Annotated in this window: 12 protein-coding genes; 5 read left to right on the forward strand and 7 right to left on the reverse strand. The window is 67.2% G+C overall.

Annotated features, from left to right (window positions below; all coding sequences use genetic code 11):
• The 3 genes from O9281_RS13090 to O9281_RS13100 are packed head-to-tail and all read right to left on the reverse strand — an operon-like array spanning position 1 to position 2,279.
• Positions 1 to 825: an SDR family NAD(P)-dependent oxidoreductase gene (locus O9281_RS13090; RefSeq protein ID WP_298186650.1), complete on the reverse strand. Its 825-nt coding sequence runs from the start codon at positions 823 to 825 to the stop codon at positions 1 to 3.
• Positions 822 to 1,880 carry a 3-keto-5-aminohexanoate cleavage protein gene (locus O9281_RS13095; RefSeq protein ID WP_298186652.1) on the reverse strand — a complete coding sequence of 353 codons (1,059 nt, stop codon included), beginning with the start codon at positions 1,878 to 1,880 and terminating at the stop codon, positions 822 to 824. Before O9281_RS13095 ends, O9281_RS13090 begins: the two co-directional genes overlap by 4 nt.
• 3 nt (positions 1,881 to 1,883) lie before the next feature.
• Complete coding sequence (locus O9281_RS13100; protein WP_298186654.1) at positions 1,884 to 2,279, reverse strand: carboxymuconolactone decarboxylase family protein; 396 nt, start codon at positions 2,277 to 2,279, stop codon at positions 1,884 to 1,886.
• A 77-nt stretch (positions 2,280 to 2,356) separates the two neighbouring features.
• Between O9281_RS13100 and O9281_RS13105 the strand changes: the two genes are divergently transcribed.
• The 3 genes from O9281_RS13105 to O9281_RS13115 all read left to right on the forward strand — a co-directional run bounded on the left by O9281_RS13105 (position 2,357) and on the right by O9281_RS13115 (position 6,306).
• The gene (locus tag O9281_RS13105) at positions 2,357 to 3,358 is read left to right on the forward strand and encodes an AraC family transcriptional regulator (protein ID WP_298186655.1); all 1,002 of its coding nucleotides are present in this window, start codon (positions 2,357 to 2,359) and stop codon (positions 3,356 to 3,358) included.
• 40 nt (positions 3,359 to 3,398) lie between these two features.
• On the forward strand, positions 3,399 to 5,021 hold the full coding sequence (locus O9281_RS13110) for an NAD(P)/FAD-dependent oxidoreductase (RefSeq protein ID WP_298186658.1): 1,623 nt from the start codon (positions 3,399 to 3,401) through the stop codon (positions 5,019 to 5,021).
• Positions 5,022 to 5,148: 127 nt separating this feature from the next.
• The gene (locus O9281_RS13115; RefSeq protein ID WP_298186956.1) at positions 5,149 to 6,306 is read left to right on the forward strand and encodes an NAD(P)/FAD-dependent oxidoreductase; all 1,158 of its coding nucleotides are present in this window, start codon (positions 5,149 to 5,151) and stop codon (positions 6,304 to 6,306) included.
• Here the strand turns inward: O9281_RS13115 and O9281_RS13120 are convergent.
• Complete coding sequence (locus O9281_RS13120) at positions 6,303 to 7,088, reverse strand: kinase (RefSeq protein ID WP_298186659.1); 786 nt, start codon at positions 7,086 to 7,088, stop codon at positions 6,303 to 6,305. The genes O9281_RS13115 and O9281_RS13120 overlap by 4 nt on opposite strands.
• Complete coding sequence (locus O9281_RS13125; RefSeq protein ID WP_298186661.1) at positions 7,085 to 7,543, reverse strand: Lrp/AsnC family transcriptional regulator; 459 nt, start codon at positions 7,541 to 7,543, stop codon at positions 7,085 to 7,087. Before O9281_RS13125 ends, O9281_RS13120 begins: the two co-directional genes overlap by 4 nt.
• A 134-nt stretch (positions 7,544 to 7,677) precedes the next feature.
• Between O9281_RS13125 and ald the strand changes: the two genes are divergently transcribed.
• Positions 7,678 to 8,793, forward strand: a complete 1,116-nt coding sequence (ald, locus tag O9281_RS13130; protein ID WP_298186663.1) for an alanine dehydrogenase — start codon at positions 7,678 to 7,680, stop codon at positions 8,791 to 8,793.
• Here ald and O9281_RS13135 read toward each other — a convergent pair.
• Both O9281_RS13135 and O9281_RS13140 read right to left on the reverse strand, forming a co-directional pair.
• Positions 8,790 to 9,200 carry a thioesterase family protein gene (locus O9281_RS13135; RefSeq protein WP_298186666.1) on the reverse strand — a complete coding sequence of 137 codons (411 nt, stop codon included), beginning with the start codon at positions 9,198 to 9,200 and terminating at the stop codon, positions 8,790 to 8,792. The two genes, ald and O9281_RS13135, sit on opposite strands and share 4 nt — an antisense overlap.
• Positions 9,197 to 11,257 (reverse strand): S9 family peptidase, encoded by a 2,061-nt coding sequence (locus O9281_RS13140; protein ID WP_298186669.1) that lies wholly within the window; start codon positions 11,255 to 11,257, stop codon positions 9,197 to 9,199. The genes O9281_RS13135 and O9281_RS13140 overlap by 4 nt, the downstream gene beginning before the upstream one ends.
• A 75-nt stretch (positions 11,258 to 11,332) precedes the next feature.
• Here O9281_RS13140 and O9281_RS13145 point away from each other — a divergent pair, with 75 nt between their 5' ends.
• On the forward strand, positions 11,333 to 12,496 hold the full coding sequence (locus O9281_RS13145; protein WP_298186671.1) for an energy transducer TonB: 1,164 nt from the start codon (positions 11,333 to 11,335) through the stop codon (positions 12,494 to 12,496).
• The last annotated feature ends 21 nt before the right edge of the window (positions 12,497 to 12,517 follow it).

The following is a 12,517-nucleotide window of genomic DNA, read 5'->3' on the forward strand; positions in this document are numbered from 1 at the left end:
TCAGAACATTCCCCCGTTGGGACTGATCACCTGTCCGGCCAGGTAATGCCCGTCGCCCGACAGGTAGACCACAAGATCGGCATATTCGTCCATCGTTCCCAGTCGTCCGGCCGGGATCATCTGGAACAGCCGCCCGCGCGCTTCCGGATCGAGCCGGGCCAGGTAATCGTCGAACATCGGGGTGGCGACCCCGCCCGGCGCGATGGCATTGACCAGAATGTTGGCCCCGGCCACTTCGGCAGCAACCGAACGGGTGAAGGCGATCACCGCCCCCTTGGTGGCCGAATAGTGCGGGCTATGCGCGCTGAGGCCCGACAGCCCCGCGATCGAGGCGATGTTGACGATCCGGCCAAAACCGCGCGGCTCCATCTGGCGCAGCGCGGCGCGGGTGCAGAAGAACACCCCGTGGACGTTGACACCCCAGTACTTGAGCCATTCGGCATCGCTCATCGCGCTGGTAAAGCCCAGCGAGGTGCGCGGTTCGGGCGAGGTGAGATAGGCATAGTGGCGGTTGCGACGGGCCTCGTCCTGCGGCCCGCCTGGCACCAGTGCGGCATTGTTGACGAGCACCTCGACCGGACCAAGCGCCGCCTCGACACAGGCAAAGAAGGCATCGACCTCGGCGCTGTCACTCACGTCGCAAGGGGCGGCATAGACCTCATGACCGGCGGCGCGCAGGTCCGCGGCGGTCTGCTCAAGCTCATCGGTGAGTACATCGCACAAGGCGAGGCGACCGCCGCTGGCGCCCAGCGCCGCGGCGATCGCCCGCCCGAGCCCGCGTGACGACCCGGTGACTACGCAGACTCTCCCCTCAACCGAATTCATGCATATTCCCAGCGCGGCACACCCCGTTGGCCGGGCTGGCGGTTGGGCGGATAGCCCAGGCGGCGCAGCGTCTCGTCGGTCGACTGGTAGAAGGTGCCGATCTGGTAGATCGCCTTGGCTTCCGGCCCGGTCGCGACATCACGGTGCAGTTCATTGGCGATCCGCACCATCTGTTCGACCTGCTGGACCGAGGTCATCCGCTCGCCCTTGCGGCTCCACAGGTTGTCCTCGATCCCGACGCGCACGTGCAGGCCAAGCGCGATGGCGATGGCGTTGAACGGGGCGACATTGCGCATCACCGATTCGATCGTCAGCACCGCGCCATCGGGCACGCGGCGGGCGAATTCGATCAGGTCGGCCGGATGCGTCCCGGCGGCACCGCTGCCGATCGCGACATAGTTCAGCACCAGCGGGCCGTTGTAATGCCCCTTCCGGATCAGCCGCTCGACCGTTTCCAGCTGGCTGAGGTCGCCGACCATGAAGTGCGGCTGGATCCCGTTGGCGACCAGGCGCTTGAGGTGTTCTTCCATGAACACCGGTCCGCATTCGAAATACATGTTGCGATAGGCTTCGAACATCGCCGGGTTGGTGAGGCAGGTACCCGCGATATCGTCCTCGCTCATCAGGGCGGAGATATCCATCTGGTTGGTGTTGACCGCGATGGTCACCTGGTCCGGCTTGGGCTTCAGCTCGGCCAGCATGTGACGGGTATCGTCAGACAGCCACTTGGCCTCGCTGCCTTCGCCTTCGGGAGCGAAGGAGATCGAGCCGCCGACCTGGATCAGCATGTCCGGACAGGCCGTGCGGATGCGGTCGATCATCTCGTTGAACATCGACAGGCGCTTCGATCCGCTGCCGTCGGCCTCGCGGCAGTGCAGGTGCAGCACGGTGGCCCCGGCGTTGTAGCAATCGACCGCCTTCTGGACCTGGTCGGCCATGGTGACGGGAATGTCCTCCGGAAAATCGCCCGGCAGCCACTGCGGGCCATAGGGGGCGACCTGGATCACCAGCTTTTCCTGATTTTCGGGCAGCAGGCTGTCATCGAGGAAGTGCATGGGTCAGTCCTCCGTGGATTGGGTTGCGGCGGGAACGGGCATCCCGCGGGCCTTCATTTCATCGACCAGGTGGGGCGTGCCGAGCGCGACCGAATGGATTCCGAGCACGGCCACCAGTTGCAGCACGGCCATGATCTCTTCGGGCGTGGCCCCCAGATCGAGCGCCTTGGCAATGTGGCGCTTCACCCCGGGCGAATACATGTGGGTGCAGCTGGCATCGACCGCGATCGCCAGGAATTCATAGGTCTTGGGATCGATGATCCCCTTGCGGACCGAATGGGTCCCCATGTCGAGGAACTTTTCCATCCATTCCGCATCAAAGGCGGCGACCTGGTCCCAGGCCTGGTTCCAGCCGCCACTGGCACGGGCGGCATCGCTGATCGGTGTATCGGTTGGCATCGACTCTCTCCCCAATGCGGCCTGAATAGCGCCCCGGACTGGACAGGATTTAGAATATCCGCCATTCAATTGCTGAAATGCGCCAAAACCCCACTGTCCGCGCCGCCGCGCTGACCGGCTTCAGCGCGCTTGCCCGGTCGTACGGGCTCGATCCCGCCGCCCTGTTGCGCGGGGTCGGCCTGCCCGCCGATGCCGAAATCGAGGCCGACCGGCGGCTACCCGCCAGCACGATCAACCGCCTGCTCGAACAGACCGCAGACCTGGCCGGGGCCGAGGATTTCGGCTTGCGGCTGGCCGAACTGCGCGGCTTTTCCAACCTTGGCCCGGTCACCCTGCTGGCCCGCGACGAACCGGACATCCGCAGCGCATTGTCGATCTTCACGTCCTATCTGCCGCTGCACAACGAGGCGCTGACCATCGACCTGGCCGAGCATGACGGGCTGGCGATCCTGTCCTGCGTGGTGGCAGGGGAGGGATCGCGGGTGCAGGCCACCGACGTGGCCGTGGCCATGCTCCACCGCATCCTGCGCCAGCTGCTGGGCCTGGGCTGGCATGCGCAGGGTATCTATCTGGAACGGCAGCGCCCGGTGCGGGTCGGCCAGTTTGAGCGCGCCTTCAGCGGGCGGGTGCACTTCGCCCAGGATTTCAGCGGGATCGCCTTTGCCTCCGCCGATCTCGACCGGCCCAACCTCCTCGCCGAAGCGGCGCTGCGCCCCTATACCGTCCAGCTGCGCGCCAGCCTGCCAGGCCTGGCCGACCTGCCGCTGGCCGAGCGGACCCGCCGGCTGCTGCGCGCCATGCTGGCCGGGCGGCGCTGCACCGCGCCACTGGTGGCCGAGCGGCTGGGCCTGTCGCGCCGGACGATGGAGCGGCGGCTGGCGGCGGAAGGGACCACCTTCCACGCCCTGCTGGACGAGGTGCGCGGCGAAGTGGCGCGCGGGCAGCTGGCAGGAACCCGGCGCGGCAATGCCGAGATTGCCGACCTGCTGGGCTTTGCCAGTTCGGCCGCCTTTACCGCCTGGTTCACCGCGCGGCATGGCCAGTCGCCGCAGGTCTGGCGACGCGGGCAATTGGCGTGAACGCTTGCCATTGCCCTCCTTCCCGGCGAAAGGCGGCGCAATGATCCGCCTGTCCGACCTGGCCCTGCCGCTTGACCACGAACCCGCCGCGCTCGAAGCGGCGGTGATCACGCGGCTGGGCATCGCGCCGGAGCGGCTGGAACGCTTCACCGTGTTCCGGCGCGGCAACGATGCGCGCAAGAAGACCGCGATCAAGCTGATCTACACGATCGATGCCGTGGTGCGCGACGAAGCCGAAGTGCTGGAACGGCACCACGGCGATCCGCATATCAAGCCGACGCCGGACCTCACCTACAAGTTCCCCGTCATGGCCCCGGAGGGCTGGCCAAAGGATGGCAACGCGCCGCGCCCGGTGGTGATCGGGGCTGGCCCCTGCGGCTTGCTGGCTGGGTTGATCCTGGCGCAGATGGGCCTGAAGCCGATCATCATCGAGCGCGGCAAGGCCGTGCGCGAGCGGACCAAGGACACCTGGGGCCTGTGGCGCCGCGCGGTATTGGAAACAGAATCCAACGCCCAGTTCGGCGAAGGCGGCGCCGGCACCTTCTCCGACGGCAAGCTCTATTCCCGGATCAAGGACCCGCGCCACCTGGGGCGCAAGGTGCTGACCGAATTCGTGCGTGCAGGGGCGCCCGAGGACATCCTGACCGAGGCCCACCCGCACGTCGGCACCTTCCGCCTCGTCACCATGGTGATGAGCATCCGCGAAACCATCGAAAGCCTGGGCGGCGAATACCGCTTCGGCACGCGGGTGGAGGATTTTTCCATCGAGGATGGCCAGCTGAAAGGCCTGACCCTCTCCACCGGCGAGTTCCTGCCCGCCGAGCACGTGATCCTGGCAGTCGGCCATTCGGCGCGCGACACCTTCTTCAAGCTGCACGAGCGCGGCGTCTATGTAGAGGCCAAGCCCTTTGCCATCGGCGTCAGGATCGAACACCCACAAAGCTGGATCGACAAGGCCCGCTTCGGCCCCAACGCCGGCAACCCGATCCTGGGCGCGGCGGCCTATTCGATTTCGCACCAGGCCAGCAACGGCCGCGCGGTCTATTCGTTCTGCATGTGCCCCGGCGGACGCGTGGTGGCGGCTACGTCCGAGGAAGGGCGCGTGGTCACCAACGGGATGAGCCAGTATTCGCGCGCCGAATTCAACGCCAATTCGGGGCTGGTGGTGGACATCAACCCCGAACGCGATTTTCCCGGCGATCCGCTGGCCGGGGTGCGGTTGCAACGCCAGCTGGAGGAAGCGGCCTTCGTCGCGGGCGGATCGAACTACTGGGCACCGGGGCAGCGGGTGGAAGACCTGCTGGCGGGGCGCCCCTCGACCCATTTCGGCGTGGTCCAGCCGAGCTACAAGCCAGGGGTGAAGCCGACCGACCTGGCGCAAGTTCTGCCGCCCTTCGTGATCGAAGCGCTGCGCGAGGCGCTGCCCGTGTTCGGGCGGCAGGTGCCGGGCTACGACCATCCCGACGCAGTGCTGACCGGCGTTGAAACCCGCACCTCCAGCCCGATCCGCATCCGGCGCGGGGCGGACCTGCAGTCGATCAACACCCAGGGGCTTTACCCGGCGGGCGAAGGCGCGGGCTATGCCGGGGGGATCCTGTCGGCCGCGGTTGACGGGATCAAGGTGGCCGAGGCGCTGGCGGCCAGGCTGGTTGCCAAGGCTTGACCCACCCCGCCCACCCCGTTCGCCCTGAGCCTGCCGAAGGGCCGTCCTTTGATCTCGACCAGAGTGCGGAACCGCAGCGGCACGACGGTGCTTCGACAAGCTCAACACGAACGGGCGAGGGGTTAGGATCGTGAGCCAGTTCGACGCCATCATTCTCGGCGCCGGAGCTGCCGGGCTGTTCTGCGCCGCGACCGCTGGCCAGCGCGGCAAGCGGGTGCTGCTGCTCGATCACAACGCCGAGGTGGGCCGCAAGATCCTGATCTCCGGCGGGGGGCGCTGCAATTTCACCAATCTCCATACCGCACCGGATCGGTACCTGTCGGCCAACCCGCACTTCGCCAAGTCGGCGCTGGCGCGTTACACCCCGGCGGATTTCCTCAAGCTGGTCGAGAGTTACGGCATTGCCTGGCACGAAAAGACGCTGGGGCAATTGTTCTGTGATGGCTCGGCGAAGCAGATCGTTGCGCTCCTGCTGGAGGAATGCGCCAAGGGCGGTGTTACCCTGCGGCTGGGCGGGGAAACCGGCGCGGTCGAGCACCGCGATGGCCAGTTCCATGTCGCGGGGGCGAGCGCCCCGGCGCTGGTCATCGCCACCGGTGGGCCATCGATCCCCAAACTGGGGGCAACGCAGTTCGCCTATGAGCTGGCGCGACAGTTCGGGCTCAAGGTCGTCCAGCCACGCCCGGCGCTGGTCCCGCTGACGCTGAGCGGGGACGATGCCCTGTTTACCGAGCTTTCGGGCGTGGCGACCGAAGTGGTGGCGAGATGCGGCAAGACGGCGTTCCGCGAGGCGGCGCTGTTCACCCATCGCGGCCTCAGCGGCCCGGCGATCCTGCAAGTCTCATCCTACTGGCAGCGCGGCGAGGACGTGCGGATCGATTACCTGCCGGATCAGCCGCTGGGCTGGCTGCTGGAGGCCAAGCGCACCCAGCCGCGCAGCGCATTGCGCCGCGTCCTGCCCCTGCCCGAGCGGCTGGCGACCACGCTGGCCGAGCGACTGGGGGTGGCGGGCGAGCTTGGCAACCAGTCCGACAAGGTGCTGCGCGCCGCCGAAGCGACCTTGCACGACTGGCATTTCCACCCCACCGGCAGCGAGGGCTTTGCCAAGGCCGAGGTTACCGCCGGGGGGATCAGCACGGCGGAACTGTCCAGCCAGACGATGGAGGCGAAGAAGGTACCGGGGCTTTACGCCATTGGCGAGGCGGTGGATGTGACCGGCTGGCTCGGCGGCTACAACTTCCAGTGGGCCTGGGCCAGCGGCTTCGCGGCGGGGCAGGCGCTCTAGATAACGCGCCGCTGCCGATCGAGCCGCAGGGTCAGGTCGGCCCGCCCCGGCAGGTCGGCCAGCATCCACCGGGTCAGGCGCTCATAATGCTGGATAAAGCGCGCCACTTCTTCGGGCGTCATCGCGCCTGGCGCGGCCTGGCGCAGCTCCGCTTCCTGCTGTTCGCGCCAGTCGGCCACCACCTCCCAATCCGGCGCGGCCAGAAAGACCAGCCGGTCGATCCGGGCCCAGAGCTGCCGATATTCGCCCGCCAGCGTGGCATTGGCATGGCGGCGCCAGATGCCAAAGGGGTCCTCGCGCGCTTCGAGATCGTTGACCGGCAGTCTCACCTCCCCCTCGGGCTGCGGCGCGGCGCCCAGGCACCAGCCCTCCAGCAAGAGCACCTGCGTCCCGGCCGGAGCGCACGACCAGTCGCTTTCCGGCGTGCAGTCATCGCGTCCCTTGTCAAAGCGCGGCAGCGGGGCCGCCTCACCGCGAGCCAGTGCCGCAATGGTGGCCAGGCCCAGCGCCACGTCATGCGTCCCCGGCACGCCGCGGGTGGCGAACAGCGGGTGAACCTCGGCCGCCAGCCGCTGGCGCTCGGCGCGCGTCAGGTAGAGATCGTCGAGCGAAAGCACCGCGACCCGTAGGCCATCGGCCACCAGCCGCGCCGCCAGATCGCGCACCAGGGTAGACTTGCCCGAACCCTGGGCCCCCGCCACGCCCAGCGTGAACAGGCCGGGGCCCTGTTCGGCCTGCCAGCGTCGGACCTGGGGCAGCACAAGGTCAGCCAGGGCATTCACCGCGGCACCGCATAGCCCGTCCAGCGCTTGATCCGCCGGATCGCGAAGGAGGAGCGCATTGCGCTGACCCCCGGCAGGCGCGAGAGGCAATCGCGGTGGATGCGGTCGTAATGCTCAAGGTCGGTTGCCGCGACCCGCAGCAGGTAATCGGCCCCGCCGCTCATCAGGTGGCAATCGAGAATCTCGGCATAGTCCTGCACCGCCGCCTCGAACCGGTCCATCGCCTCGCGGCTCTGGCTGGTCAGGGTGATCTCGACAAAGGCAATCGCCTTCAGCCCCACCCGGGCCGCGTCGATCTGGGCAGTATAGCCAGTGATGATCCCCGCCGCTTCCAAGGCCCGCACCCGGCGATGGCAGGCCGAGGAGGACATGCCGGTCGCCTCGGCCAGGTCCGCCAGCGAGCGCGAGGAATCGCGCTGCAAGGCCTCGATCAGAGCGATATCGGCGCGATCCATGGGAATTCCTGCCACATTATGGAGATATGTCGAGAATATTTGCCACAAAGACCCAATCAAGGCGAGCACTTTGGGCGCAATTGCCCGATCGCCTGAGGTATCATGTCAGCCGGTGGCAGTTTGGGAGAGCGAACATGCGCGTCGGCACCGTCAAGGAAATCAAGAACCACGAGTACCGCGTTGGCCTGACACCCGAGAGCGTGCGCGAGCTGGTCAGCCACGGGCATGAAGTCTGGGTGGAATCTGGTGCGGGTCTGGGGATCGGCGCGACCGATGCCGACTATGCGGCGGCGGGCGCCACGATCAAGGGCGATGCCGCGACGATCTTTGCCGAGTGCGAAATGATCGTGAAGGTCAAGGAGCCGCAGGCCGGCGAGCGGGCCATGCTGCGCAAGGGGCAGATCCTCTACACCTATCTCCACCTTGCCCCCGATCCGGAGCAGACCGCCGATCTGGTCAAGTCCGGCGTCACGGCGATCGCCTATGAAACGGTCACCGGGCCAGGCAACACCCTGCCGCTGCTGAAGCCGATGAGCCAGGTGGCCGGGCGCATGTCGATCCAGGCCGGGGCAACCGCGCTCCAGAAGGCGCACGGCGGGCGCGGTGTCCTGCTGGGCGGCGTGCCGGGCGTGCTGCCGGGCAAGGTGCTGGTCATCGGCGGCGGCGTCGTGGGCTTCCACGCCGCGCAGATGGCCGTGGGCATGGGGGCCGACGTGACCATCCTCGATCGCGATCCGGAAGTGCTCGAACGGCTCGACAACCATTTCGAGGGTCGCGCCAAGACCCGGTTCTCGAACCTCGCCGTGGTCCAGCAGATGGTCCAGGAGGCCGAACTGGTGATCGGCGCCGTGCTGGTGCCGGGGGCGGCCGCGCCCAAGCTGGTCACCCGCGCGATGCTGGCCACGATGAAGCCCGGCGCGGTGCTGGTCGATGTCGCGATCGACCAGGGCGGTTGTTTCGAAACCAGCCATGCCACCACCCATGCCGAGCCGACCTATGTGGTCGATGGCATTGTCCATTACTGCGTCGCCAACATGCCCGGCGCCGTGGCGCGCACCAGCACCTATGCGCTCAACAACGTGACCCTGCCCCACGCCCTGCGGATCGCGGACCTGGGCTGGCAGGCGGCGCTGAAAGCCAATCCGCACCTGGCGAACGGGCTGAATGTCCATGCCGGGCAGGTGACCTATGAGGCGGTCGCGCGCGAGCTGGGGTATGATTACACCCCGGTGGCGGAAGTGCTGAGTTAGGCTTCTTCCGCAAAGGGCCGGAACGGCGCCGTTACCTCGTCGCGCACGCGCGCCAGCCGCCCGGTAGCCTTGTCGATCATCGCCCAGGTGGTCCGGGCCGAGACGATCACCTTGCCGTCGGCCCCGCGAAAATCGACCCGCCGGTCAAACCGCGCCCCGGTGGGCGGGGCGGGAATGAAGGTTTCCGCCGTCACCGCCTCACCCAGGCCAATATTGCCGCGATAGTCGATCTCGTGCCGGGTCACGACCCAGATAAAGGCCGCCTGGTGCTCTGGCGCGGCGACGGCCGACCAGTGCGCCGTGGCGATCTGCTGAATCCAGTCGACCCAGACCGCGTTGTTGACGTGGCCCAGTTCATCGATGTGCTGCGGCTCGGCCATGAAGGTCAGGGTGAAGCGGTTGCTCATTCGGCTACCCCAAGCTGCCACAGGATGAAGGCGAACTCCTCGGCCGTTTCTTTCAGGCTCTCGAACCGGCCCGACTTGCCGCCATGCCCTGCGCCCATGTTGGTCTTGAGCAACAGCTCGTTGTCGTCGGTCTTGAGCTCGCGCAGCCTGGCGACCCACTTGGCCGGTTCCCAATAGGTCACGCGCGGATCGTTGAGGCCCGCCGTTACCAGCAGCGGCGGATAGGCCTGGGGCTTGACCTGGTCATAGGGGGAATAGGACCGGATCAGTTCAAACGCGGCCGGGTCCTCGATCGGGTTGCCCCATTCGGGCCATTCGCCGGGGGTCAGCGGCAGGGAGGGATCGAGCATGGTCGCCAGCACATCGACGAAGGGCACGTGGGCCACCACCGCGCCCCACAGCTGGGGATCGGAATTGATCACCGCCCCCATCAGCTCGCCCCCGGCCGAGCCACCGGAAATGCTGATCCGTCCGGCTTGCGTATAGCCCCGGTCGATCAGGCCCTTGGCCACGTCGACAAAGTCATGGAAGGTGTTGGTCCGCCGTTCCAGCTTGCCCGCCTTGTACCAGGCCCGGCCCAGGTCATCGCCGCCGCGGATATGGGCGATGGCATAGGCAAAGCCGCGATCGACCAATGACAGCCGTGTGGTTGAGAAGCCCGGATCGATCGAAATGCCATAGGCGCCATAGCCATAGAGGTGCAGCGGGCCGCCGGGCTTCCGATCCTTGCGATAGACAATGCTGACCGGGATCTTGGTGCCATCGCGCGCGGCAATTTCGAGCCGTTCGGTGGCATAAAGCGAGGCATCATAGCCCGAGGGGATTTCCTGGACCTTCAGCGTGGTGAGCGTGCGGGCTGCGACATCATAGTCCAGCACCGAGGCCGGGCTGACCATGCTCTCATAGGACAGCCGCAGCGTGGTGACCGCCCATTCGGGATTGTCGCCCAGCCCCGCCGAGAAGCTCGCTTCGGGGAACGCGATCGGTTCGACCCGCGCCGGATCGTCGTAATAGCGCACCTCGATCCGGTCGAGCCCGCGCACCCGGCCTTCGGTGACGTAGAAATCGCGGAACAGCTCGAAACCGGTCAGGTAGAACTCATCCGTCCCTTCGATCAGCGTGGTCCAGTCCCCCGGGGCGCTGAGCTGCGCGGTGGCGAGGCGGAAGTTCTCGTGGGTGTCATTGGCGTGGATGAACAGCGTCTCGCCGCGCAGGTCGACATCGTATTCGACCCCGGCCTGGCGCGGCTTGACCAGCAGCGGCGTGGCCAGCGGATCGGCCGCCGGGACCAGCCGGACCTCGCTGGTTTCATGGTCGGACGTGCCGATGATCAGCCACTGCTCGTTGGCGGAAAGCGAGCAACCGACGCGGAAGCCCTCGTCATCCTCGTGATAGAGCTCGACATCCTGCTCGATCGGCTGGCCCAGCCAGTGGAGGCGCGCATTGTCGGTCCGCCACTGCTCGTTGGCGAGGGAGTAGACCAGCCCCGTGTCATTCGCGACCCAGATCAGGCTGGAGAGCGTACCGGGGATCACATCGGGCAGCACTTCGCCAGTGGCGATCACCTTGATCCGGGCGGTGAACCGTTCCGAGCCATTGTCATCGACCGACCAGGCCAGCAGCTTGCCATCGTTCGACACGGCAATCGCGCCGAGGCGGAAGTATTCGAGGCCCTCGGCCAGGGCGACCTCATCGAGGATCAGTTCATCCGGGCCGCCCGCGACAGGCCGGCGCCACCACTTCTTGTATTCGGCCCCTTCCTCGAACTCGATCCAGTAGAGGTAATCGCCGTCCTTTTGCGGCACCGACTTGTCGGCTTCCTTGATCCGCGCGCGCATTTCCTTGAACAGCGCGTCGATCCGGCCCTGCTGGGCGGCCATGCGATGTTCGAACCAGGCGTTCTCCGCTTTCAGGTGCGCCAGGACCTCCGCGTCCTTCACCTCGGGATAGCCGGGATCGCGCAGCCAGGCGTAATCGTCGGTCACGACGATGTTGTGATGCGTGACGTGATGGGGCTTCTTGGCGGCGACCGGCGGCCGGATCGGGGATTCGTTCATCCCGCCTAACTAGGCAATTGTCGCGGCAATGAAAGCCGGGCATCACAAGTGCAGGCAAAGGTGGGAAGAATTTCGATGCGGGGAATGATTGCCGGGGCTGTGGTGGTGATGGTGGCGTCAGCCGGTACCGCGATCGGCCAGGTCGCCCCGGACGCGGCCAAACCTGAGCGGGGACCGTTCCGCCAGATCGGAATCCAGAACTACGCCGCCGAGGAGACCCGCTGGCCCGCCCCGCCGCCGGACATGATCCGTCGCGCTGCCGCCCAGGGCGACCCTTCCGAATGGCTGCGCGAAGCCGACGCCCCGATCGCCGCCTGGCTGAAGACTGAGGAAACCGGCAGCGCAACGCTGCAGCTGTCAGTCGGCGCGGACGGGCGCGCGACGGCTTGCAGTTCGGCACCGGCTTCCTGGCAGAAGTCGCCCGCCTGGGCGGCGGACTTGTGTCCGCTGCTGATCAAGCGGGCGCAGTTCACGCCCGCCCTGCGCGAAGATGGCCGTGCCATGCCCGACCTGTTCATCGTCACCGCCAACTTCCAGTTCGCAAGAAACTGGTCGGGGCGGACCGGCCCCTTGATTGTCAACTATGGTGGCCTGGGCCCCGCCCCGCCGCCGCCCCGCACTAACAACCCCCTGCTCACGTCATGGCCGCCCTCCGGAGACTGGCTCCGGTGGGTCGCCAGCGAACCGGCCTTCAAGCTGCCCGTCGAACAGCCAGGCGGCGCGGCGCTGGCGGGGCCGGCGATCGGACTGGTGGTGGCGGACCGCAAAAGCGGTGATCCCGCATGCCGGATGGTCCTGTCCTCCGGTGATGCCGGTATCGATGCCAAGGCCTGCGACTTTGCGCGCAAGAAGCTCAAACCCGCGTGGGCGGATCCTGTGCGCGTTCCGGTGCGGCGCTGGCCGCTGCTGCTCAGCCCGCAGGGCAAGGGTTTCCGGGCGATCACCGCCAATGCGGATGCCATCAAGTGGCTGCGGGTCGAACCGGTCGAGCGCGACCGCCTCAACGCGCTGTGGCGCCCGCAGGCGGCGGGGGTGAAGCTGGTGCGGCTGGCCGGTGCGCTGGGGCCGGACGGTCGGCCCACCGGGTGCCGGGTGTTTGAAAGCTCCGGCAGCGACCTGGCCGATACCGCCGCCTGCCGGCTGTTCCGCAGCGAGGCCCGGTTCACCCCGGCCAGCGATGCCTTCGGCCAGCCCGGCAACCTGACCGGCTGGGTCAACCTGCAGCTCACGCCGCCCTGATCGGAACGCGCTGCCTTACCC

The organism is Novosphingobium sp., assembly GCF_027531025.1.
GTDB lineage: Bacteria > Pseudomonadota > Alphaproteobacteria > Sphingomonadales > Sphingomonadaceae > Novosphingobium.

Bases quoted from the DNA above. Each gene is read 5' to 3' on its own strand.
- O9281_RS13090 (WP_298186650.1), bottom strand. From the start codon at position 825: ATGAATTCGGTTGAGGGGAGAGTCTGCGTAGTCACCGGGTCGTCACGC.
- O9281_RS13095 (WP_298186652.1), bottom strand. From the start codon at position 1,880: ATGCACTTCCTCGATGACAGCCTGCTGCCCGAAAATCAGGAAAAGCTG.
- O9281_RS13100 (WP_298186654.1), bottom strand. From the start codon at position 2,279: ATGCCAACCGATACACCGATCAGCGATGCCGCCCGTGCCAGTGGCGGC.
- O9281_RS13105 (WP_298186655.1), top strand. From the start codon at position 2,357: ATGCGCCAAAACCCCACTGTCCGCGCCGCCGCGCTGACCGGCTTCAGC.
- O9281_RS13110 (WP_298186658.1), top strand. From the start codon at position 3,399: ATGATCCGCCTGTCCGACCTGGCCCTGCCGCTTGACCACGAACCCGCC.
- O9281_RS13125 (WP_298186661.1), bottom strand. From the start codon at position 7,543: ATGGATCGCGCCGATATCGCTCTGATCGAGGCCTTGCAGCGCGATTCC.
- ald (WP_298186663.1), top strand. From the start codon at position 7,678: ATGCGCGTCGGCACCGTCAAGGAAATCAAGAACCACGAGTACCGCGTT.
- O9281_RS13135 (WP_298186666.1), bottom strand. From the start codon at position 9,200: ATGAGCAACCGCTTCACCCTGACCTTCATGGCCGAGCCGCAGCACATC.
- O9281_RS13140 (WP_298186669.1), bottom strand. From the start codon at position 11,257: ATGAACGAATCCCCGATCCGGCCGCCGGTCGCCGCCAAGAAGCCCCAT.
- O9281_RS13145 (WP_298186671.1), top strand. From the start codon at position 11,333: ATGCGGGGAATGATTGCCGGGGCTGTGGTGGTGATGGTGGCGTCAGCC.